General features: G+C 71.0%; 24 protein-coding genes, 2 tRNA genes and 1 other RNA gene. 9 read left to right on the forward strand and 18 right to left on the reverse strand.

From position 1 onward, the window contains the following. Position 1: 1 nt before the first annotated feature. From ACQP2Y_RS45420 to ffs, 3 genes are all read right to left on the reverse strand, one after another. A complete protein-coding gene (locus ACQP2Y_RS45420) occupies positions 2–310 on the reverse strand; it encodes a YbaB/EbfC family nucleoid-associated protein (protein WP_239130031.1) in 309 nt (102 codons plus the stop codon). A 95-nt stretch (positions 311–405) separates the two neighbouring features. Then, positions 406–3,924, reverse strand: coding sequence for a DNA polymerase III subunit gamma and tau (locus tag ACQP2Y_RS45425; protein ID WP_433722967.1), 3,519 nt, complete (start codon positions 3,922–3,924; stop codon positions 406–408). A 68-nt stretch (positions 3,925–3,992) separates the two neighbouring features. Beyond that, positions 3,993–4,088, reverse strand: an RNA gene (ffs, locus tag ACQP2Y_RS45430) — signal recognition particle sRNA small type. Positions 4,089–4,168: 80 nt separating this feature from the next. Between ffs and ACQP2Y_RS45435 the strand changes: the two genes are divergently transcribed. The 4 genes from ACQP2Y_RS45435 (at position 4,169) to ACQP2Y_RS45450 (ending at position 8,174) form a co-directional block, all read left to right on the forward strand. Further along, positions 4,169–4,256: transfer RNA gene (locus ACQP2Y_RS45435), tRNA-Ser, on the forward strand. Positions 4,257–4,396: 140 nt separating this feature from the next. Next, complete coding sequence (locus ACQP2Y_RS45440; protein ID WP_433722969.1) at positions 4,397–6,115, forward strand: glycosyltransferase family 39 protein; 1,719 nt, start codon at positions 4,397–4,399, stop codon at positions 6,113–6,115. A 50-nt stretch (positions 6,116–6,165) separates the two neighbouring features. Further along, positions 6,166–7,152: a DUF3800 domain-containing protein gene (locus ACQP2Y_RS45445; protein ID WP_433722971.1), complete on the forward strand. Its 987-nt coding sequence runs from the start codon at positions 6,166–6,168 to the stop codon at positions 7,150–7,152. Between the two features lie 170 nt (positions 7,153–7,322). After that, entirely contained in the window at positions 7,323–8,174 is an 852-nt protein-coding gene (locus ACQP2Y_RS45450) for an RICIN domain-containing protein (protein WP_433722973.1), read from the forward strand. A 9-nt stretch (positions 8,175–8,183) separates the two neighbouring features. Here ACQP2Y_RS45450 and ACQP2Y_RS45455 read toward each other — a convergent pair whose 3' ends face one another. From ACQP2Y_RS45455 to ACQP2Y_RS45485, 7 genes are all read right to left on the reverse strand, one after another. Then, positions 8,184–9,428 carry an MFS transporter gene (locus ACQP2Y_RS45455; protein WP_433722975.1) on the reverse strand — a complete coding sequence of 415 codons (1,245 nt, stop codon included), beginning with the start codon at positions 9,426–9,428 and terminating at the stop codon, positions 8,184–8,186. Continuing rightward, a complete protein-coding gene (locus ACQP2Y_RS45460) occupies positions 9,425–10,039 on the reverse strand; it encodes an ArsR/SmtB family transcription factor (RefSeq protein ID WP_433722977.1) in 615 nt (204 codons plus the stop codon). The genes ACQP2Y_RS45455 and ACQP2Y_RS45460 overlap by 4 nt, the downstream gene beginning before the upstream one ends. A 32-nt stretch (positions 10,040–10,071) precedes the next feature. Beyond that, positions 10,072–10,413 (reverse strand): STAS domain-containing protein, encoded by a 342-nt coding sequence (locus ACQP2Y_RS45465; RefSeq protein WP_433722979.1) that lies wholly within the window; start codon positions 10,411–10,413, stop codon positions 10,072–10,074. Positions 10,414–10,496: 83 nt separating this feature from the next. Further along, positions 10,497–11,021, reverse strand: a complete 525-nt coding sequence (locus tag ACQP2Y_RS45470) for a DUF6886 family protein (RefSeq protein WP_433722981.1) — start codon at positions 11,019–11,021, stop codon at positions 10,497–10,499. A gap of 106 nt (positions 11,022–11,127) precedes the next feature. Next, on the reverse strand, positions 11,128–11,337 hold the full coding sequence (locus ACQP2Y_RS45475; protein WP_203768881.1) for a hypothetical protein: 210 nt from the start codon (positions 11,335–11,337) through the stop codon (positions 11,128–11,130). Positions 11,338–11,565: 228 nt separating this feature from the next. After that, positions 11,566–12,039 (reverse strand): universal stress protein, encoded by a 474-nt coding sequence (locus ACQP2Y_RS45480; RefSeq protein WP_433722983.1) that lies wholly within the window; start codon positions 12,037–12,039, stop codon positions 11,566–11,568. After that, a complete protein-coding gene (locus ACQP2Y_RS45485; protein ID WP_433722985.1) occupies positions 12,036–13,262 on the reverse strand; it encodes an ArsB/NhaD family transporter in 1,227 nt (408 codons plus the stop codon). The genes ACQP2Y_RS45480 and ACQP2Y_RS45485 overlap by 4 nt, the downstream gene beginning before the upstream one ends. Positions 13,263–13,320: 58 nt before the next feature. Here ACQP2Y_RS45485 and ACQP2Y_RS45490 point away from each other — a divergent pair, with 58 nt between their 5' ends. Beyond that, positions 13,321–13,734, forward strand: a complete 414-nt coding sequence (locus ACQP2Y_RS45490; protein ID WP_433722987.1) for a glutaredoxin domain-containing protein — start codon at positions 13,321–13,323, stop codon at positions 13,732–13,734. Here ACQP2Y_RS45490 and ACQP2Y_RS45495 read toward each other — a convergent pair. The 3 genes from ACQP2Y_RS45495 to ACQP2Y_RS45505 all read right to left on the reverse strand — a co-directional run bounded on the left by ACQP2Y_RS45495 (position 13,664) and on the right by ACQP2Y_RS45505 (position 15,653). Continuing rightward, positions 13,664–14,089, reverse strand: coding sequence for a DUF2809 domain-containing protein (locus ACQP2Y_RS45495; protein WP_433722989.1), 426 nt, complete (start codon positions 14,087–14,089; stop codon positions 13,664–13,666). The genes ACQP2Y_RS45490 and ACQP2Y_RS45495 overlap by 71 nt on opposite strands. 14 nt (positions 14,090–14,103) lie before the next feature. Next, entirely contained in the window at positions 14,104–15,183 is a 1,080-nt protein-coding gene (locus ACQP2Y_RS45500) for a hypothetical protein (protein WP_433722991.1), read from the reverse strand. A gap of 77 nt (positions 15,184–15,260) precedes the next feature. Next, entirely contained in the window at positions 15,261–15,653 is a 393-nt protein-coding gene (locus ACQP2Y_RS45505) for a hypothetical protein (protein ID WP_433722993.1), read from the reverse strand. A 56-nt stretch (positions 15,654–15,709) separates the two neighbouring features. Here ACQP2Y_RS45505 and ACQP2Y_RS45510 point away from each other — a divergent pair, with 56 nt between their 5' ends. Together ACQP2Y_RS45510 and ACQP2Y_RS45515 are read left to right on the forward strand one after the other, a co-directional pair. After that, positions 15,710–16,345, forward strand: a complete 636-nt coding sequence (locus tag ACQP2Y_RS45510) for a hypothetical protein (protein ID WP_433722995.1) — start codon at positions 15,710–15,712, stop codon at positions 16,343–16,345. Then, positions 16,345–16,854 carry a SigE family RNA polymerase sigma factor gene (locus tag ACQP2Y_RS45515; protein ID WP_433722997.1) on the forward strand — a complete coding sequence of 170 codons (510 nt, stop codon included), beginning with the start codon at positions 16,345–16,347 and terminating at the stop codon, positions 16,852–16,854. The genes ACQP2Y_RS45510 and ACQP2Y_RS45515 overlap by 1 nt, the downstream gene beginning before the upstream one ends. 60 nt (positions 16,855–16,914) lie before the next feature. Here ACQP2Y_RS45515 and ACQP2Y_RS45520 read toward each other — a convergent pair. Beyond that, positions 16,915–17,004 (reverse strand) — tRNA-Ser (locus tag ACQP2Y_RS45520). 108 nt (positions 17,005–17,112) lie between these two features. Here ACQP2Y_RS45520 and deoD point away from each other — a divergent pair. Further along, complete coding sequence (deoD, locus tag ACQP2Y_RS45525) at positions 17,113–17,820, forward strand: purine-nucleoside phosphorylase (protein WP_360546249.1); 708 nt, start codon at positions 17,113–17,115, stop codon at positions 17,818–17,820. A gap of 15 nt (positions 17,821–17,835) precedes the next feature. On the opposite strand, the gene ACQP2Y_RS45530 is transcribed toward deoD, so the two are convergent. From ACQP2Y_RS45530 to ACQP2Y_RS45545, 4 genes are all read right to left on the reverse strand, one after another. Beyond that, positions 17,836–18,282 carry a nucleoside deaminase gene (locus ACQP2Y_RS45530; protein ID WP_360833498.1) on the reverse strand — a complete coding sequence of 149 codons (447 nt, stop codon included), beginning with the start codon at positions 18,280–18,282 and terminating at the stop codon, positions 17,836–17,838. Continuing rightward, complete coding sequence (locus ACQP2Y_RS45535) at positions 18,282–18,803, reverse strand: tRNA adenosine deaminase-associated protein (protein ID WP_433722999.1); 522 nt, start codon at positions 18,801–18,803, stop codon at positions 18,282–18,284. The genes ACQP2Y_RS45530 and ACQP2Y_RS45535 overlap by 1 nt, the downstream gene beginning before the upstream one ends. An 89-nt stretch (positions 18,804–18,892) precedes the next feature. Then, complete coding sequence (locus ACQP2Y_RS45540; protein WP_212987928.1) at positions 18,893–19,096, reverse strand: hypothetical protein; 204 nt, start codon at positions 19,094–19,096, stop codon at positions 18,893–18,895. Positions 19,097–19,163: 67 nt separating this feature from the next. Further along, a complete protein-coding gene (locus tag ACQP2Y_RS45545; RefSeq protein WP_433723002.1) occupies positions 19,164–19,550 on the reverse strand; it encodes a hypothetical protein in 387 nt (128 codons plus the stop codon). A 94-nt stretch (positions 19,551–19,644) separates the two neighbouring features. Between ACQP2Y_RS45545 and ACQP2Y_RS45550 the strand changes: the two genes are divergently transcribed. Then, positions 19,645–20,388 carry a M23 family metallopeptidase gene (locus ACQP2Y_RS45550; RefSeq protein ID WP_433723004.1) on the forward strand — a complete coding sequence of 248 codons (744 nt, stop codon included), beginning with the start codon at positions 19,645–19,647 and terminating at the stop codon, positions 20,386–20,388. The last annotated feature ends 65 nt before the right edge of the window (positions 20,389–20,453 follow it).

Here is a 20,453-nt window from a genome sequence, read left to right on the forward strand (position 1 = left end):
CTCAGAATCCCGGGAGGGACAGGCCGCCCAGGCCGCCGGTGGCCGGACCCATCTTCTGCTCGGTCAGCTCCCGCACCGCCTCGGACCCGTTGTGGATGGCGGCGAGCACCAGATCCTCCAGCGTCTCCACGTCCTCCGGGTCGACCGCCTTCGGGTCGATCTTGATGGACTTGAACTCGCCCAGCCCGGTGACGACGACGGTGACCAGGCCACCGCCGGCCGTACCGGTGACCTCGGCCTCGGCCAGCTCGGCCTGCGCCTGCGCGACCTGCTGCTGCATCTTCTGCGCCTGCTTCATGATCTGCTGCATGTTCGGCTGTCCACCGGGGCGCATCGCATAGCTCCTTAAAACGGGGGTAGTCCCGACCATTGTCCAGTGCCCCGCACGCGCGGCACGGAACCGGGTCAGGACTCGCTGATCTTCTCCGCCCCGAGGGCGTCCCGGAGCAGCTGTACGGCCTGCTGCTCACTGCTCTGCCGGGCGGTCTTCTCGTCGATCACGTCATCGAGCGGCTCGTCGCCGGGGTCGAAGCCCTCGAACGCCGGGCCGCTGCCCTTGACCTGGCCGGCGCCGCCCTTGGCCTGGCCGCCGCTGCCGTTGGACCGGGCGGTGTCGGGGCGGGGTGGGCCGTCGTACTCCGGGTCGTAGGGGGCTTCCTCGGTCGGTGAGCCGTCGGACCAGGCGCCGGTCTTGGCCGGTGGGGCCGCGTTGGTGCCACGACCGGCGCCGGCGGCAGCGGCTCGGGCGGCGGCCAGACCGCTGGACGGGGGTCGTCCGCTGGTCACCGGGGCCGCGGCGGCTGCGGGTGCGCTGTTGCGGGACCTTTCCGCTGCGGCGCCGGGCTGCTCGGATGGGCGTGCCCGGTCGTCGGTGGTGTTCGGGCCTGGAGCGTCCGAGACGACGCGGTTGCTCGGGGCGTTGTTGCCCGGGCCACCGCCGCTTTGGCCGCCGCTCGGGCCACCCATGCCTTGGCCACTGCCCGGGCCCGCTCCTTGGCCGCCGCCCAGGCCGCCGCTCTGTCCGCCACTCGAGCCGGCTCCTTGGCCGCCACTCTGGCCGGCTCCTTGGCCGCCACTCAGGCCGGGCCCTTGGCCGCCGCTCGGGCCGCCGCCTGGGCCGCCTGGGCCGCCGCTCGGCGCGCCGCCCGGGCCGCTGAAGCCCTGACCGCCGCCCGGGCCGTCGATTTCGACGCCGATCGGGGTGGTCTGACCGACGCTCGGGTCCGCGAAGGCCGGCCCGCCGGACCGGCCGGCGACCGCGGCACCACCGGGCCGGGCCGTCTCCGGCCACTCCTCTTCCTCGACCGCGGGTGCCGCGACCTGGGTGGCCACCGCGGTAGCGAGTCCTCCGGGACGGGCTGGCTCCGGCCACTCGTCGCCGGCGTCGCTCGCGACAGTCGCCGAAGCGCGGGGGGCAGGGTCCCGCTGCCGCGCGGGGGCCGCACCGGTGGTCGGTGCGGTGCGAACCGTCTCCTGGCGAGGCGGACCGTCCTGGGCCTGCGGTGAACGCTGAGCGGGACCGGCCGGACCGCCACGCGGGCCCTGCGGGGCGGAACCGCCCGAACCCGGCGACGGGCCGCTCTCACCGGCGACGTCGCAGCGGATCTGCCAGCGGCCGCCGAGTGCCTCATAGAGGGCGTCGGAGATCAGCGTCGGCTCCGCGGCAACCATCTTGGCGTGCGCGGGGAAGCGGAAGGTCAGGACGACGGTCTGGCCCTCGAGGTCGCGCACGGTTGCGCCCTGGGCGAGGGCGGCGATCTTTTTGCTCTTGCGGCTGACCGCCGTCATGATCTCCGGCCAGACCTCGCGGATCGCCGCTGCCGACAGCTGCCCGGGGGCCTCGGCCTGCGGGGCGTAGCCGGGCTCTTCGGGCGCGTCGGGCATGAGGCCGGCGGGCTCGGGCCGGCGGCCGGCTGGGCCACCGTTCGGGCTGCCTGAGACAGGGCTCGCCGGCGTAGGAGCGCCCGAGGCGGGTGCGGTCGGACCGCCCGAGACGGGGTTTGCCGAGACCGGCGTCCCGGAAGTGGGGGCAGCGGAAACCGGAGACGCACCGGAATCGGCCGGCGCGGAGGTGCTCGCAGCGGGCCTCCCACCGGCGGAGATCGGCGCGGCGGCCGGAGACGCCGAACGCGGCGCGGACGAGGTCGGGGACTTCGGCGCGGGCGTTGCCGATTCGGGCTCCGTCGCCCACGGCGGCTCGACATCTGGTTCCGTCTCCCAGGGCGGCCCTGGGTCTGGCTCCGGCTCCGTGTCCCAAGGCGGCCCGAGATCAGGCTCACCAGCGACCGGGGAAGCCGGCCCAGCGTAAACCGGTCCGCCTGAGACCGGCCCAGCAGCGGCCGGACCTGCGGACGTAGGGCCGCCAGAGGCAGGCCCAGCGGAGGCTGGTCCAGCCGAAGACGGCCCAGCGGAGATTGGCCCGCCGGAAGCCGGCCTGACGGAGGAAGGTCCGGCAGACGAAGGCCCAGCCGGGGAAGCCGGCCCAGGGACAGCAGCAGCCGGCCCGGCGGCGGAAACCGGCGCGACCGCGCCAGGCACCGCCGATACCGGCGCAGCAGAGCCCAACCCGGCCGAAGAAACCGGCGCGGCGGCCGGCTCCGACGACGCAGGACCCGAGACGGAACCGGACGGAACGCCCCCTGCAGGCGCCCGCCGCCCAGCCGCAGCAGCAGCGGCACGAGCAGCGGAGATACCCCCACCCCCACCCGCCTGCGCCGGAGATTGCGCTGCGGTGGCGGGCTCCGGGCGTACCTCATCGGTGGTCAGCGTGAGACGCCGCTCCATCCGCTCCAGACGCTGGAGGAGCGCGTTGTTCGCGTCGTCCGCGCCCGGCAGCAGCATGCGGGCCGTGATCAGCTCGAGGAGCAGCCGCGGCGCGGTTGTGCCGCGCATCTCCACCAGGCCGTTGTGCACGATGTCCGCGCAGCGGGACAGGGTCGCCGGGCCGAGCCGGGTGGCCTGCGCCCCCATCTGCTCGAGCTGGTCGGCCGGGCCGTCGATCAGGCCCTTGCTGACCGCGTCCGGCACCTGCTGCAGCACGATCAGGTCGCGGAAGCGTTCGAGCAGGTCGGACGCGAAGCGCCGGGGGTCGTGGCCGGCTTCGGCCACGCGGTCGATGGTCTGGTACGCCGCCGCGCCGTCACCAGCCGCAAGCGCGTCGCACATCTCGTCGATGAGCGCCACGTCCGTCACGCCGAGCAGCGAGACCGCCCGCGGGTAGCTCACTCCCTCGGGGCCGGAGCCGGAGATGAGCTGGTCGAGCACCGACAGGGTGTCCCGGGCGCTGCCGCCGCCGGCCCGTACGACCAGTGGCAGCACGGCCGGGTCGACGTGCACGCCCTCGGCCTCGGTGAGCTGCTGCAGGTACGGCCGGAGCACCGCCGGCGGGATCAGCCGGAACGGGTAGTGGTGGGTGCGGGAGCGGATCGTGCCGAGGACCTTTTCCGGCTCCGTGGTCGCGAAGATGAACTTCACGTAGTCCGGCGGCTCCTCGACGAGCTTGAGCAGCGCGTTGAAGCCGGCCGACGAGACCATGTGCGCCTCGTCGATGACGTAGATCTTGTAGCGGCTGCTGGCGGGCGCGAAGAACGCCTTTTCCCGCAGGTCACGGGCGTCGTCGACACCGCCGTGGCTGGCCGCGTCGATCTCGATGACGTCGATCGACCCGGCGCCGTCGTTGGCCAGCGACCTGCACGAGGCGCAGACCCCGCACGGCTCCGGGGTCGGGCCCTGCTCGCAGTTGAGCGAGCGGGCGAGGATGCGCGCGCTGGACGTCTTGCCACAGCCGCGCGGCCCGGAGAACAGATAGGCGTGATGCAGCCGGCCGCTGCGCAGTGCCTGCGACAACGGCTCGGTGACGTGCTCCTGCCCGATGACCTCGGCGAAGGTCCGGGGCCGGTACTTGCGGTAGAGGGCGAGTGCCACTCCTGCCACCTCCTGCGACGACCGCGCCATTCTCCGTCGAGGGTGTGACAACAACAAACCCCGGGGAACGAAAGGACCCCCCGTGCACCCGTCAGAGCTCGCTTATCCTTGCTGCCTTCCGGCCCTGGGGAGGTTCACAAGATGACGCCGCACGAGGGGCTGCGGACAGAGTACCTGGCGCGGCGTGGACGCCGCGCAGCCCTCCCGCGCAACGCGGCCCGGGCGGCCCTGTATTCTGTCCGACGGAGGATTCGCCTAGAGGCCTAGGGCGCACGCTTGGAAAGCGTGTTGGGATAAAACCCTCACGAGTTCGAATCTCGTATCCTCCGCCAGCTCGACCAGCACGACGCCAGGGCCGATCCCCGTTGGGATCGGCCCTTCTGCGTGAGTGGCACCAGGCGCGGAGCCGCCGGATCGCCCGCAAGTTGATCTCGGCTGTCAGGATGAGCGTCTCTTCGGACATGGGACTGACGTGACCTCTGACATTGACGTCCGGGCCCGGCGGAGGCTGCGCCCGTCCCGATCGCTCTCAGTGCTGCTCCTGCTCATGTTCGTCGCGGCCGCCGTTCGTCTCGGTCTGCTCCTTCTGGAGTGGCCGGCGAGCAACAGCGACGAGGGCACGATGGGACTGATGGCGATGCACATCGCCGAGGGCAGCCACTTCCCGAGCTTCATGTACGGCCAGTCGTACATGGGTACCGCGGAGGCTTATCTCCCCGCAGCTGTGTTCCGGGTGTTCGGACCGTCCCTGGCCGGGCTGCGCGTCCCGATGCTGCTGCTGTTCCTGCTCTTCCTGGCCGCGTTGTATGTGCTGGCCCGGCGCCTGTACGGCAATGCGGTGGCGTTGGTGTCGGTCGGGTTGCTGACGCTCGGGTCACGAGAGTTGTACGGCCACCAGCTGGTGGCCCAGGGCGCGATGCCCGAAACGCTGCTCATCGGCACCCTGCTCCTGCTCCTCGCCCACCGGCTGCTGGACACGCCGGAGGACCCGAGCCACGCGGGTGCGCAGCGGTGGCGGCTGGCCGGCTGGGGCGCCGCCGCCACGATCGGGCTGTGGAGCACCGTGCTGATGGCTCCGTTCGTGCTCACCTCGGCAGTGCTGGTCTGGATGACCCTCCGTCGACGAGCAGCCTGGCCGTCAGGCGGGCTGTGGGCGCTCAGCGGCGGTCTGCTGACGGGCGCTGTGCCGTGGCTTCTGCACGACTTCACCCACCCGTGGCGGGACAGTGGTGTGGTCAGCGTGGTGACCATGTATCTCAATGGCGGCACCGGACTGAACGGCGAACAGTCGGCCGGGCTCATGAGCCAGGTGACCAACACGGTGACAACCAGCCTCCCCTACATCACCGGAGGCTCCGCGATCGCCCACCCGTTCTCCCGGACCGCCTGGGCCTACGGCTATTCGCGAAGCTGGCATCCGCCGACCGACGACGCTGTGGCCACACTGTGGGGGATCGCCCTCATCGTGCTGTGGGCCATGGCGCTCGTCACCTGCATTCGCGCACTGCGTCACCGGCGCAGCGCGCCGGACGAGCGAAGTGGTGAGGCGCCTGCCCGGGCCCAGCTGTACGGCAGGATGGCGATGCTGACCGCAGCCGGTCTGACGGTCGTGGCCTTCGCCGCCAGCTCCACACCAGGCGTCGCCCCGGCCAACAACGCCCGCTATCTCATCGGCGTCCTCGTCGCCACCCCAGCCGTCGTGGCCGCCGTGTGGAGCCTGCGCTCGGTGGCACCGCGATTCGGCGGGCCACTGCGGGCCGCGGTGCTGATCTTCGTCGCCATGACGCTGGCACTGGGCACTGCGCAGGCTTACCGGGACGCCTCCCGAGGCCCGGGCGAGGCCACCAGCCGGCAGCTGATCGAGGCTCTGCGCCGGGAAGGCATCACCCACATCTACAGCGGCTACTTCGACTGCAACCGGCTGACCTTCGTCAGCCGGGAGCAGATCATCTGCGCTGTGCTGTTCGGCAGTCCCGCCGAAGGACTGCATCCGGGATTCGATCGCTACCTGCCCTACCGGACCGAAGTGCGGGCTGACCCTCTCGCGACCTACGTGTTCCGCTCCGGCGACTCCCGCAACACCGCCCTGGGCCGCCTGACCTGCCACTGGCAGAAACGGTGGCGCTTCGCCGGCTACGAGATATGGCAGCCGGCCGCCGGCTGCCCCGTCCCCGCCGCGAAGGATGGCTGACGCACCCAATTGGGTGGCCTGATCGGCCTCGGCGGGCGAGCATGGTCGCCATGGCGAGGGACCGGGTGTGGTTGCCGCTGCAGGGCGGCCTGCCGCCGGTCGGCACAGTGTCCGGCCCCGTCGTCGAGATCGCCTGCGACGAGTCCGGCTTCTCCGGCAGCAACCTCCTCGATCCCACCACCCCGGTGATCACCCACGCCAGCGTCGACCTGAGCGTCGGCGAGGCGGTCGGGTTGATCGCGGCGTTGCGGTCCGGGTTCCGGTATTCGCCGTACGAGTTCAAGTCGGGGCAGTTCCTGCGGAGTCCGCAGGCCGGCGAGGCCTTGGAGTGGTTTCTCACCGAGTTGAGCGGCCGGGCGAATGTTCAGCTGGTCGACAAGGAGTTCTTTCTCGTCACGCGGATCGTCGACTTCTTCCTGGGGGAGCCTTCCTACGCGGCCGGCACCCGGCTCACCCAGCAGAATCGGCCGGCGGCTTCCCGCCTCTACCGGGCCGGGCGGTCGGCCGGGGACGCGTGGGGCGTCTTTCTCGCTGCGTTCGTCGAGCTGGTACGGCTCAAGCGGCGGCACCGCCCCGATCCGGAGGCGTTGGCCCAGTTCTTCCGGGCGCGCGATGAGTTGGGGCCGGACGGACTTGACGGGCTCGACCGGGCGCGTGTGCAAACGGTCCTGGCCCGGCTGTTCGACGACGACCGGTCGATCCCGCCGCCGCTGGAGCCGATGCTGCCCGCGCTGGCCGAGACCGTGCTGTTCTGGAGTGGCGGTCAGCGTCAGGTGCTGGTGATCCACGACGAGCAGAGCGCCCTCACCGCCGGGCGGTTGCGGCAGTTGCAGCAGTTGCTGGCCGACGAGGCCGGGTTGCCGCCGGGCGGGGTGTCGCCGCTGGCCGGACTGGTCACTGTGGACTCGCGGGATGATCCGCGGGTGCAGGTCGCCGACCTGCTCGCCGGGGTGGCGCGGCGGCTGCCGGGGACCGCCGGCGACGGGCCACTTCAGCCGTTCCTCTCACCGACGTCGCTTCGTGACGGGCAGCCGTGAGCCGTGTGGCCGTCCCGGCATTCGGCCGGGCAAATGTCAGTGACCGATCGGCCTAATTCGGCTTGCGCTTCCTTTCGGCTCATCACGCCTGAGAGCGATATATACACCGGGATCGACTGTGCGACGGTCTGGGCAAGCGAAAAAGGAATCCCGGACGGAAGTGAGATCCCATGTCTTTACGGCGAATTGCCGCCCTGGCTCTGGCCCTGTGCGGCGCGGTTTCGGTGACGACGGCGATATCCTCACCGGCGCAGGCCGGCAGCGGAGTTTGTGTGGCCGGCCGGGATGTCGCCTACGCCTGCAACAACGTCTCGGGCAGCGGCGGGCGGGTCGACAAGGTGCAGGCGGTCATGACCCTGCCGATGCGGGCCAACATCTGTGACTACAGCGCCCGGGTGCGCGTCTCCGCGTACGGGAACAGGAACTTCCGGTCCTGGTCCAAGTCAGGCGGCCGGAGCTGCTCGTTCGTCCGGGCCTGGCTCGACTTCCCGGTGCACGAGACCTACCCGGTCAACAGCAGTTACGTGTGCCTGACCGCCTTCTACAAGGGAGTGCAGCAGGGGCGCGAGATGTGCGTCAAGCTCACCGGGAAGGTGAAGCGGATGCAGTCGATGGTGTGGCGCACCAGCTACAACGGCAAATGCGTCGACGCGGATCTGAACACCATGAACACGAATGGCACCAAGGTACAGCTCTGGGGGTGCAACAACCAGTTGCAGCAGCGGTGGCAGACCTGGTCCGACGGCACCATCCGGTCCGCTTTCCGGGGTCGTTGCCTGGATGCCGATCTCAATACGATCAACGGGAACGGCACGAAGGTCCAGCTGTGGGACTGCAACGGCTCGCGGCAGCAGCAATGGATCATCGAGGGCCGGGACAATCGGGGCCTGATCATTCGTAGCGCCTACAACGGCCGCTGTGTCGACGCCGATCTCAATGCCATCCGCCGGGACGGCGCCAAGGTGCAGCTCTGGGAGTGCAACAACCAGACGCAGCAGCGGTGGCGCACTCTCTACCTGTGACGCACCGCGCTACGCCGCCGGCCGGACGTTCGCCAGTTCGGCCGGCGGCGTCAGCGACTCCATCGTGCGTACCCGGGGCAGCGGTGACCGCAGCAGCCACCAGGACCCGAGCATCCCGCCCGCCGCGGCGATCAGCAGGGTCGGCCGCAGGCCGATGCCGCTGCCCAGCAGGCCACCGACGACCGCGCCCAGCGGCCGGGCCCCGTAGTTGATCGTGCCGAACACGCCGGCCACCCGGCTGCGCATCTCGTCGGCCATCACCGCGGCCTGCACGGAGTTCAGGTTGATGTCCATCATCATCACGCCGAAGCCGGCGATGGCCTCCGCGACGGCCAGCAGGGTGGCGGCCAGCCACACCGGCCCGCCGGCCAGGGCGATCACCGCGGTCGGGGCCGGGAAGAGGATCGCCCCGAGCAGCATCATGCGGCCCACCCCGAAGCGCCGGGAGAGCCGGGGAGCGAGCGCCGCTCCGGCGAGGCCGCCGAGAGCGCCGAGCCCCAGCGCCAGGCCGATGACCCCGACCGGCAGGCCGAGCGTACGGGTGGCGAAGAGCACCACCAGCGCCTGCGCGACGTAGCCGAAGAAGTTGACCGTGGTGACACAGCCGAGCCCGGCGCGCAGGTACGGATGACTGAGCACGTACCGCAGGCCGTCGCGCGCGTCCGCGAGCAGCGACCGGCGTGGCTCGACCGGCACGGGCGCCACCTTGATCCGGCCGATGAGCAGCGCCGAGCCGAGGAACGACACGGCGTCCACCAGCATCGCCACCGGCGCGGTCACTGCCTGGATGAGCAGGCCGCCCAGCGCCGGACCGGCCACGAAGGACGCGGACCGGCTCACGCTGAGCTTGCTGTTCGCCTCGACGTAGCGGCTGCGGTCGACCAGGGCCACGAAGAACGAGGGGTACGCGGCGGAGAACAGCACCTGCCCGGCCCCGGCCAGCAGTGCGACGGCGAACAGCTGCGCGAGGGTGACGACGCCGAGCCAGTGAGCGACGGGCAGGCTGAGCAGGGCGGCGGCGCGCAGCAGGTCAGCGGCCACCAGCAGGCGCTTGCGGTGCGCCTGGCGGTCCACCCAGGAGCCGACGAGCAGCGAGAGCAGGTTCGGCGTCCAGACCGCGGCCGTCAGCAGGCCGACCTGGGTGGGCGTGGCGGACAGGGTGAGCACGGCGATCAGCGGCAGGGCGAGCTCGCTGATCCGGTCGCCGAACTGGGAGATCGTCTGCCCGGCCCACAACCGCTCGAAGCGCCTCACGACTCCTCCCCCGGGGCCGGCCGGAGGTCGTCCGCCCCCGGCAGGTAGTGCCGCAGGATCCGCACGATCCGGGCGCCGGCCGGTGCGTCCGCTTCCGCGCGGTGCACGTACGGCGCGATCAGCTCGTCGATGCGGCCGCTGAGCTCCTCCAGCTCCTCGGGGGTGAGGGGCACGCTGGTGTTGGAGATGCCGGCGACCTGCTGCCACTGCGCCGGCAGGGTCGGTCCGACGTCGGCGATCCAGGCGTTGACCTGCTGCTGGGCCGCCACGGCGAGCTGCTCGCCGAGGGCCCGGGCGGCCAGCTGCGACGCCGGGTCGTCGCCCATCGTCACCGAGAAGCCGCGCGCCTTGGCTTTCCACCAGCGCTGCCGGCGGTCGCCCGGCACCTCGTCCGGGTCGGCGTCGGTGACCAGGCCGAAGCCGGCCAGGTGCCGCAGGTGCCAGCTGGTGACCGACGGCGTCGCTCCCACGTGCGGCGACAGCGTGGTCGCGGTCGCGGGTCCGTTGCGCTGGAGATGAGACAGGATCGCCAGCCGTACGGGGTGAGCGAGCGCTCGCATCGCCTGCGGGTCGGTGACCTGCAGATCGCCGAACGGATTCGTGAGAGACATGTTTCGAGAGTAGTCTCTCACATCTCGGGTCGCTACCGCTGCGCCGCCGCGATCGCCTCGTCGACGGTCGGGAAGATAGCGAAGTACCTGCTCAGGCCCACGGTCTCCAGCAGCGAGACGAGGAACTTGTTGGCCCCCGCGAAGCTCAGCCACCCACCGCGGGCGGCGATCACGTGCTTGGCGGTGATGAACGCGCTGAGCCCCACCGAGTCACAGAACTTCAGGTCCGCCAGGTCCACGACGATGCGCGGCACCGGCCGTTCCAGCAGTTCGGCCAGCAGCTTGTGGAGCTGGGTGGCGGTGTCGGCGTCGAGTTCGCCCTTCAGGCGCAGCACGGCGACGTCGGAGCGGAGGTCGGTCACGGTGGCCTGCATGGGGCATCACTTTCGTCCTGGTTAAGGGGATTCACAGCGTAGATCCACCCGAACGGCCGATGGCGGACAGTTCGTCCGCTCCTTCACCCTCGCGGCTTCGCGTTGCGCAACCGGATCCCACTGAACCGCAACGAGCTCGCGGCGACCTCGTCCATGAACGCCCACAGGTTGCTGACCAGCCGCAACTGGATCCCGGCCGCCTCGTGCTGGGCGAGCAGGTCACCGACGAGCTCAGCCGGCCCGAGCGGGGTCACGGCGGCGGTGGCGACCATCGCGTGCGGCTGCGGGGAGCCGAAGGGGCGGAACGGTGCCGCGTCGAAGCGGTACGCGTACAGGCGGGCTGTTTGCAGGACCGGCAGCCAGCCGTACTCGATGGCATGCACGCGCCGGTCGCAGAGCAAGCGGCGGTCGGCCGCAGTGGTTTCCGGGCCCGTCCAGGCCAGCACCCGGGGGCAGTCGCGGGGGAACCAGTAGGACGGCGCCTGCTCGGCGTCGACGGCCCACACGTACGGCTCGGGCTGCTGGGCCGTGACCGCGACGTGCGGCACGAAGCGGGTGATGGCGGGGTCTTCGGAGAAGTGCAGGACCTGACCGGCGAGGGGACGCACCGCTGGTTTCTAACAGAATCGGGCCGGACCCCGCAGGGTCCGGCCCGATCGAAATCTGTGGCTGGCCGAGAAGATCAAGCGTGCGGCACAGCCCGGCTCCTGGCGCTCAGAGCTTGCGCCACTGCCAGCGTGGACCGCGCCACGCGTCGGCCAGGATCAGCGCGGACGCCTTTCCTGGACACTGCTGCACCTTCGATTTGCCCTGGGGGCCACCCATCTGGGCTTCGACCTCCCAGACCTCGCCGTCGGTGCGGACGTAGACATCCCGGCGCGCGAGCCGGTTGTCACCATTCCACCAGTGCTGCTCAACTCTCACCTGACCAACCTTAGGGCAGACATAGACACCTTTGCGCGAGGCCGTCGTGTGAAACTTTTTCGCCGCCAGGGTGGGACGGGTTGTCCGATCCGGTGGATTTCGGCCCTACGCCTTGCGCAGACGCGACATATTAGGGCGGCGCCTTAACTGTTACTCCGGGTAATCTTCCCAGGTAACAACGTCGCTCCGCCAGGGACGAAACGGTACCGACACGCATCCGTCACCTGATCAGCGAATTTGATCATGGTGGGGCGGCGGCGGCAGGGTCCCGAGGCCCGGGGTCGACTCCGGCCAGACGAGGAAAATTTGGCACGGTGCGTGATCGACGACGAATCGCGTGTGGTGTCCGAGACTGCGCGGCCCCAGCCGGCTGCGGTCACCGTCGCGGGCCAGCACCAGAAGATCCACATCGGCGCACGCGGCCACCACCTCACGCTCCGGCCGGCCCCGCCGTACCTCTCGGGCGGCGTCCCGGCCGAGCCGGGCCGCCGCCGCGTCCAGCAGCTCGGTCTCGGCCCGGGCCAGCAGAAACTCGCCCTGATCGGTCGGGCCGGAGCGACCGAGCAGGCCCACCGGGCCACTCAGTGCGGCAGCCGTCGCGACATCCACGACGTGCAGGAGCGTCACATCACCGGGCAGGGGGCGCACCGCATCGACACAAGCCGCCCAGGTGCCCTCCGCGACCCACACCAGGATCCTCACACCCCAGACACTCGCAGACTCACCCACAGTGACGCCACCCCGACGATCAAGCAGGCCGGCACGGTGAGTGCGCCCAGCCGCAGAAATTCACCCGTCACGGGCGGGTGACCACTCTTGTGCAGGATCTGGCGCCACAAAAGAGTGGCGAGCGAGCCGACGTAGGTCAGGTTCGGCCCGATGTTGGCGCCCAGCAGCACGGCCAGCACCAGACCGGGACTGTGCGCGGTGAACGGCAGCAGCATCAGGGTCGCCGGCAGATTGTTGAGCACGTTCGCCAGCAGCGCGGCCAGGAAAGCCATGGCCAGCAGGCCGAGCAGGTCGGCGTGGTGCGGCGCGACCCGGTCGACCAGCGCGCCGAAGCCGCCCCGGCTCACGCCCAGCACGACCACGCCCAGCGCCAGGACGAAGACGCAGAAGCCGGGATTCGCCTTCCGCACCAGGGTGGGCACGCCCACCCGCAGCCGTACGGCGAGCACGAGCGCACCGGCCAACGCGACCCACGCCGGGTGGACGCCCAGCGGGGACGCCAGCGCGAAGCCGGCCAGGGTCACGCCGAGCACCGCCAGGGCGAAGCGCGGGGCCGGCACCGCCTCGACCGGCGGCCGATGCGGCGGCGTCGCCAGATCGTCGGCGAAGAAACGGCGCAGGATCACGTACTCGACCGCGATGACGGCGAGCCAGGGCAGCGCCATCAGCCCGGCGAAACTGAGGAACGACAGGCCGGCCGCGGACATCGCCAGCAGGTTGGTGAGGTTCGACACCGGCAGCAGCAACGAGGCGGAATTGGCCAGGTGGCTGCAGGCGTACACGTGTGGTTTGGGCCGGATGGCCAGCGCCGAGGCCGTGGTGAACACGACCGGCGTCAGCAGCACGACGGTGGCATCGAGGCTGAGCGCGGCGGTGACCGTGGCGGCGATGACGAACACCAGGCCGAGCAGCCGCCGCGGTGAACCCCCGCTCCACCGTGCCGCGACCGCCCCGGCGAACCGGAAGACCCCGCTCCGGTCGGCCAGGTACGCGAGCAGCAGCACAGCGGCGAGAAAAGCCACGGTGGGACCGAGATCACCCAGCTCGTGGAGCGCATCACGCCACGGCACGAGCCCGGCCACGACGGTGAGCACCGCCGCCGGTACGGCACCGACGGCCTCGGGCAGACCCCGGGGCCGTACGACAGCAAAACCGAGCACCGCGAGGAGCAGCAGCAGGGAGATCGCGGTGGGCACGATTGCGCACCCTACTGCTGGTCGCGGCACCGCGCACAGCTCGCGTAGCGTCTCCATCATGCTTCGTCGATGGGGTCAGGCCGGCCTGTTCCTGGCGCTCGGCGCCCTGCTCTGGATCATCGGCGGGTCGGTGTTCTACTTCCTCGCCTTCGCCCTGCTCGCGGCGTTCGTGTCGCCGCTGGCCTTTCCCCGGTCGATGCCGGCCGCGGAGGCTCAGCGCCGCAGCGCCGCGGACGGGCGCGCCATCGTCTACTGGCGGCCGGGCTGCCCGTTCTGCATGCGTCTGCGCGCAGTGCTGGGGATCACCTCACGCCGCGCCTACTGGGTCGACATCTGGAAGGACCCGGAGGGCGCGGCGGCCGTCCGTGCGGTGGCCGACGGCAACGAGACCGTCCCGACCGTCATCCTGGCGGGGAGCCCACACGTGAACCCCGACCCGCTGTGGCTGCGGAGCCGGCTCCGCGCCGGCTGACCAGCCGGTGCAGGACGACGAGCGGCACGACGCCGACCGGATACCAGGCGACGTCCACCCAGTCGAAGCTCGCACCCAGCACCAGCCGCGCCACCGGACTCCGCTCGGACAGCGCCGCAGGAACGCCGGTGAGCTGGAAGAACTCCAGCGCCCAGCAGAAACCGACAGCGAGGATCCCGGCCCGGACGGGCGCGACCGCCGGCCACAGCAGGAAGACGCCCGCGTAGATCATCGAGGCGTAGAGCGCCGTGCCGGAATACTGCTCGAGCCCGCCGTCGCTCACCGACCGGATGCCGAAAGCGAGCCCGACAATCACCACGACCGCGGCCAGGGCCGGCAGCCGTCCCCACACCATCCGCAACTCGACGCTCAGGTGCCGCGGATCGTGAAGGCCTTGGACACGCCGCCCACCGCATAACTGTCGCCCGGCGCGTACACCCGGTAGGAGTACGTGGCCTTGCCCGGCGGGGTGGCCGCGAGGCTGAACCGGCCGCTGTCGCGCACCTTGGCGGTGCTGACCTTGCGCCAGGTCTTGTCCGGGTACAGCCGCTGCAACTGCATGACCTTGCCCTTGTGCAACGGGGTGGCGCTGCCGTTGACGTTGACGCTCTTACCGACCGGCGCCGACTTCGCGGCCGGCGTCGCACTGACGGCATAGCGCTGAGTGCGTACGTGGCCGCCGTCCGAGGCGATGACCGTATTCGGGTACGACAGCGCCGGCTGATCGACGCCCGGCACCCAGACGCACTGCAACCACTGCCGCTGAGCGGCACTGAGGGTCCGCTGGTACGTGCCGTCCGCGCGGGTCCTCACCGTCGCGATGTTGCCCGGCTCCGCGCAGCCGTTGTCGGAGCTCAGCCGCAGCGACAGATTGGCCCAGGGCTTGCCGGTGGTGGTGTCCCAGGCCCGGACCCGCTGGGTGACCGACTTGCCGGCCGGAGCCGGCTCCGGCGAGAACGTCATGTCCAGCCCCGGGCGATGCGAACTCTGCACCTGGAGGCTGGGCGTGTCGACCAGCGTCCGCGGATCGGTGTTCAGCACATTGGCATAGGTCTGATCCGCGGCATAGATGCTGATCGGCTGAACAGCCCCGCTCCAGGCCGAGGTGACCGGAAGCTTGCCGGTCCAGATCCCGTCCTTGTCGGTGCCTTCGGTCAATCTCAGCAGAACCAGGGAATTCCACGAGGCGTTCAACCGGAGCCGGGGCGACGCCAGCTCCTGGCCCGCCACATACTCGATCGGCTGGACGCCGGTCTCGTCGGTCAGCCGCACCCGCACCCCGACCAGCCGGGTCTGGGTGCCCGACACGGTCACCGAAGGAAGCTCCAGGGTGATCGACTCGAGCCGGGGCGGCGCGGTGTCCGCGGCCGGTGCGGCAGAGGCCGGCCCGGCGGGAATGAGCGACAGCAAAAGAGCAGCGGCTGCCGGCGCGACGAAAGACGTTCGCATGATCCGCACTGTACGGATCACGCGCAGCCCTGTCCGACCTGTTCCGAGGGAACCTCCCGGGCCCTCCGATGTCTTTGTCACTGCGGACCGGAAACCGTGGAACAGACGGGAACAACGATGACGGAACGAATCCGCGTACTGCTCGACGAGGCGGTCGCCGGGGTGGGGCCGCGCAGCCCTGACCCCGTACCGGAGGTGCTGCGCCGGGGGCGGGCCCGGCGCCGGCGGCTGGCCGTGGCGGGGGCGGCCGCTGCGGTGGCAGTGGCGGTGTTCGCCGTCGGCGGGGTTGTGGCCACGAACCGCAGCACGACCGGCAAGACGCCGGCCTCCCGCCCGTCGCCAGTGACGTCCAGGGAGCGGGGCGTGGTGGACAACTTCGACGCCACGGTGAGCGGCGGCTTTGTCCGCACCGGTGGGCTCGCCGTGCCGATCCCGCCCGGCTGGCCGGTGATCCGGGACACGCGGCGCACCAATTGCGACCTCCCGGAGAACGCGCTCCTGGTCAATGTCATGACACTGCCCGGGGATGGCTGCCGACGGAAGCCCCCAGATCTCCGTGTATCCGTGGAGCCCCTACGGTATCGACGCCTCGGTCGCCGAACTGGCGCTGGTCAACGAGGTGGTCCTGCCGAGCGGGCAGCCGCTCTGGCTGAATAGCAATGACCTGAAGAACATGCGGAGGATGCAATACGGCCGGGTAGAGGCGCCGTGGGCGGCGGTGAGTGTCTCGATGCTCGGACAGCGACCGCAGGTCGAAGCGCTGCTGGGCGGCATCACCGCCGACCCGGTCGCCCCGGCGCGACTGACGCTGCCCGCGACCTCGCCGGCCGTGCAGCTCAGCCTGAGTGCCGAGAAGCAGCTCACCTCGACGGACCCCGCCGTGATCGACCAGATCCGGGCCCTGCTGGCGACCCTGGACCGACCGGTAAAGCCGGGCGAACTGCCGTGCCCAGGAGCAAAGCCGCTGACCGGCACCTGGAAGCTGGCCGGCACAGACATGGCCGCGCTGACGTTCACCGACGCGGTCGGCCATCTGGCCTCCGCCACGGTCGCGATCAGCACCGGAGACACCTGCGCATTCGCCACGTCGTCACTGGGCGGTCGGGTGCACCTGCCGGCCGGCTTCCTGGGCCGCGTCGAGCAACTGCTCGGAGACCGCTGATGAACGCACCCGACGGCTTCGCCGAATTCGTGCACGGACGGTACGCCGCCCTGGTCCGGCACGGAACGCTGCTGACCGGCGACCACGGGCACGGCGAGGACCTGGTCCAGGAGGCGCTGGTGAAGACCCTGCGGGCGTGGTCCCGGCTGCACCCGGGCGGGGACCCGGACGCGTACACACGGCGCGTGATGGTGCGGGCAGCGTGGCGGGCGGGCCGGCGGCTGTGGCATCGGGAGGTGCCGACTGACGTGCTGCCGGAGGGGACGGGCGGGGACCCGTACGAGCCGCAGGACACCGCCAGGCTGGTGCTGGGGGCGCTGCGGGCGCTGCCGGCCCAGCAGCGGGTGGTGCTGGTGCTGCGGTACTGGGCCGGCCTGAGCGAACTGGAGATCGCGACGATGCTGGGCTGCTCGGCCGGCACGGTGAAGAGCCGGGCCAGCCGGGCGATAGCCGCTCTGCGCCAGGCCGACGGGCCGCTGGCCGAGGAGTTCGAGAGAGTCCGCGCTTAGCCCGGAAAAGAGAGACGCCCGGTGACTCGCGAGGAGTCACCGGGCGTCTGCCCTGCTTGCTGGCGGTGGTGAAGGGATTTGAACCCTTGGAGGGCTTGCACCCTCACACGCTTTCGAGGCGTGCTCCTTAGGCCGCTCGGACACACCACCGCGCAGTAGATTACCGGATGGCTCACCGCGTCCGCCGCCGGGTTACCCACCCGGGCAAAGCGCGAGGTCGTGGCACCTCGGCCGCACCCGCCTGGCAGGATCTCGACCATGAGTGTGCACATCGGCGCGCAGCCGGGCGACATCGCCGAGCGGGTCCTCCTACCGGGTGACCCCATGCGGGCGAAGTGGATCGCCGAGACGTTCCTGACCGATCCCGTCTGTTACACGCAGGTGCGGGGCATGCTGGGTTTCACCGGCACCTGGCAGGGCGTGCGGGTCTCCGTCCAGGGGTCCGGCATGGGCATGCCGTCGGCCTCGATCTACACCCACGAGCTGATCAACGAGTACGGCGCCCGGTCGCTGATCCGGATCGGGTCGTGCGGGGCGCTGGCCATGGATCTGAACCTCGGTGACGTCATCGCCGCGATCGGGTCCGCCACCGACTCGAACATGAACCGGGTGCGGTTCGACGGGCTGGTCGACTACGCGCCGGTGGCGGACTTCTCGCTGCTGCGTACCGCGGCCGATGTCGCCGACCGGCGCGGCGTCGCGCTGCGGGTCGGCCCGATCCTGGCCGCGGATGCCTTCTACACCGACCGGCCGGACCTGTACGACACCCTGGCCGACTACGGCGTCCTCGCCGTCGAGATGGAGTCGGCCGCCATCTACACGATCGCGGCCCGGTACGGCGCCAAGGCGCTGACCATCCTGACCGTCAGCGACCACATCAAGCGCGGCGACAAGATGGATTCCGCCCAGCGCGAGCAGGGCTTCTCCGACATGGTGCAGATCGGCCTGGATACCGCCATCGCGTAAGACCGAGACAGGAGCCTAGGACCGGAAGAAGTCCCGGAGCAGCGTCGCGCATTCGTCCTCCAGGATGCCCGCGTAGACCTCGGGCCGGTGGGTCAGCCTGCGGTCGCGGACCACGTCCCAGAGCGAGCCCACCGCGCCCGTCTTCGGCTCCCAGGCGCCGAAGACGAGCCGGGACACCCGGGCCAGCACCAGCGCCCCGGCGCACATCGTGCACGGCTCCAGGGTCACCACGAGGGTGCAGCCGGTCAGCCGCCAGCTGCCGGTCAGCACGGCGGCCCGCCGCAACGCGATGATCTCCGCGTGTGCGGTCGGGTCGCCGGTCAGCTCGCGTTCGTTGCCGGCCGCGGCCAGCTCGACGCCGTCCGGGTCGTAGACGACCGCGCCCACCGGCACGTCCTCCGCCGAGGCGGACGCGACGGACAGTGCCCGTCGCATCCAGGTCTCGTGCTGGGGGCGGAGCATCAGACCTCGCGCAGCTCTTCCAGCTCGTCGCCGCAGCCGAGCTGCTGGCAGATCTCCGCGGTCACGTCGGCCGGCAGCATGCCTTCGAGCCCGCACAGCGTCAGCAGCCGGTGTGAGCTGACCCCCAGGTCGGCGAGCAGCTCGACGTCGCCCACCGGGTCGGCGTCGGGGTCGGCGGCCGGCCGGTCGTCCTCGTCGTCGTCATCGGCGCGCGGCGCGGCCAGGTCGTCGAGCTCCAGCGCCGGCGTCTCGACGTCGGCGAGCAGCAGTGCCCCGAGCCGCGACTCGTCGGCGAACGCCGAGTCGGAGCTGAACACCCGGACGTCCTCGCCCTCGTCCAGGCGCAGGATCACCAGATACTGGTCGTCGGCCTCGACGAACAACAGCGACAACTCGGCGTCCGGCTCGGCGTCACGCAGCCGGTCCACCACCTCGTCGAGGTCGGCGACGCCGGTGAGCTGGAGCTCGGTTGCCGTCCAGCCGTTCTTGCCCCGGGCGACGGCGGCAGCGAAAGTCGACACGAATCCCCCCACGAAACCTGCGGTCCTCAGCGCCTGACGGTAGCCGGTGGTGCGCCGCTGATGCCGCGCCACGCCCCGAAGGGAGTAGCTCAGTTGGCGTGGCGGCGGCGATTCGCGATCAGTTCGCGGAGCCGGGCGCCGCGCAGGCGTTGCGGCTGGCTGTGCTCGCGGGCGGACTTGGCATCGGCCAGTGCGGCCAGAAGCTCCAGTCGGCGACGGCGACGATCGGGGTCGAGCCGTTGCGGTACGTGGGCCATGAGGCCGAGCGTGCCCAGCCGCGCGACGTTCGTCAAGGCCGAGTGCGCTGCGCCACCACAGGGGCACGGTTCGTCGATGACAAGGAGGTGCAGAGCTGGACATTCACCACAGCGGCCAGTCGTTCGTGGAGATCCACCGGGCTGTCACGAAACCGCCGGCGATCGACAGGCCGAGGCCCGCCGCGAGGCCCACGCCGGTGGCGACGCCGCGGTCGCCCAGCACCGCCAGCACGATAGCGACCGCCCAGGCGGAGACGGCGGCGGTGAGCGTCCACCACGCGTATCCGGCGAGATCGCGGCCGAGGCTGCCGAAGAGGGCGAACCAGACCAGCGTCGCGCCCACGCCGGAGAGCAGCGGGGCGACGGCGATCGGGTGCGGCTCGCGGTAGACCGGCCGCGGGGGCAGGCCGGCGGGCGCCGACGGACGGTCGGGCAGCCAGCCGGCGGGTGGCTGCGCCGCCGCGGGCCAGGCCCCGTGCTGTTCGGCCATGTCGCCTCCATCCGGCGGGGTCGGACGATCCCCGGCCAGCCTATCCACCCCCGCTGGGTCTGCGGGAACTGTTGGCGTCTGCCAGGATGGCCCGGTGCTTTCCCTGCGTACCCTCTCGGTCCTGACCGTCGCGGCGTTCTCGCTCGCGGCCTGCGGCTCGCCCAGCGATGCGCCCACGACCACCAGCGCACCGCAGTTCCTGGAGCCGTCGCAGTCGGTTGTTCCCACGCCGACCCCCGGCGTCCCGGAGAAGGCGCCGGCGGGCACGGTGACGTCCTCGGCGACCCCGAAGAAGACACCCAGCAAGGCGCCCGCGACGGCGCCGGCCGGGCTGAAGTACGCCTTCCCGGTCAAGGCGTCCAACGTGGCCTTCCACCCGACGCACTCGAAGTATCCGGCGACGGACATCTTCGCCGACTGCGGCGAGACCGTGGTGGCGACGACCAGCGGCGTGGTGCTCGAGGTCAGCCGCAAGGACCAGTACGTGAAGGGTGCGCCGGACGGCCCGCTCAACGGCGGTCTGTCGGTGTCGATCCTGGGCGACGACGGCGTGCGCTACTACGGCTCGCACCTCAGCAAGATCCAGACCGGGATCAAGGCCGGTGTCCGGGTCAAGACCGGCCAGCAGCTCGGCCAGGTCGGCCACACCGGCAACGCCAACAACGTGTGCCACCTGCACTACGGCATCTCCCCGCCGTGCGCCAAGACCGGCGACTGGAAGGTCCGCCGCGGCGTGGTGTGGCCGGCGACGTTCCTCAAGTCGTGGCGGGCGAAGGGCAACAAGAGCCCGGTCGCCACGGTCGTGAAGTGGAAGAAGTCGCACAACTGCAAGGCCTGACGCACAGCACAGGGCCGCATCCCTCGCCCAAGAGATGCGGCCCCGCCGTGCGGATAAAGCTTTCG

Source organism: Actinoplanes sp. CA-051413 (assembly GCF_050955795.1).
Classification (GTDB): domain Bacteria; phylum Actinomycetota; class Actinomycetes; order Mycobacteriales; family Micromonosporaceae; genus Actinoplanes.

Coding starts and splice junctions, on each gene's coding strand:
- ACQP2Y_RS45510 (WP_433722995.1), top strand. CDS start 15,710: ATGGCTGCCGACGGAAGCCCCCAGATCTCCGTGTATCCGTGGAGCCCC.
- ACQP2Y_RS45420 (WP_239130031.1), bottom strand. CDS start 310: ATGCAGCAGATCATGAAGCAGGCGCAGAAGATGCAGCAGCAGGTCGCG.
- ACQP2Y_RS45545 (WP_433723002.1), bottom strand. CDS start 19,550: ATGGCCGAACAGCACGGGGCCTGGCCCGCGGCGGCGCAGCCACCCGCC.
- ACQP2Y_RS45530 (WP_360833498.1), bottom strand. CDS start 18,282: ATGCTCCGCCCCCAGCACGAGACCTGGATGCGACGGGCACTGTCCGTC.
- ACQP2Y_RS45465 (WP_433722979.1), bottom strand. CDS start 10,413: ATGCAGGCCACCGTGACCGACCTCCGCTCCGACGTCGCCGTGCTGCGC.
- ACQP2Y_RS45460 (WP_433722977.1), bottom strand. CDS start 10,039: ATGTCTCTCACGAATCCGTTCGGCGATCTGCAGGTCACCGACCCGCAG.
- ACQP2Y_RS45500 (WP_433722991.1), bottom strand. CDS start 15,183: ATGCGAACGTCTTTCGTCGCGCCGGCAGCCGCTGCTCTTTTGCTGTCG.
- ACQP2Y_RS45450 (WP_433722973.1), top strand. CDS start 7,323: ATGTCTTTACGGCGAATTGCCGCCCTGGCTCTGGCCCTGTGCGGCGCG.
- deoD (WP_360546249.1), top strand. CDS start 17,113: ATGAGTGTGCACATCGGCGCGCAGCCGGGCGACATCGCCGAGCGGGTC.
- ACQP2Y_RS45515 (WP_433722997.1), top strand. CDS start 16,345: ATGAACGCACCCGACGGCTTCGCCGAATTCGTGCACGGACGGTACGCC.
- ACQP2Y_RS45445 (WP_433722971.1), top strand. CDS start 6,166: ATGGCGAGGGACCGGGTGTGGTTGCCGCTGCAGGGCGGCCTGCCGCCG.
- ACQP2Y_RS45490 (WP_433722987.1), top strand. CDS start 13,321: ATGCTTCGTCGATGGGGTCAGGCCGGCCTGTTCCTGGCGCTCGGCGCC.
- ACQP2Y_RS45495 (WP_433722989.1), bottom strand. CDS start 14,089: ATGGTGTGGGGACGGCTGCCGGCCCTGGCCGCGGTCGTGGTGATTGTC.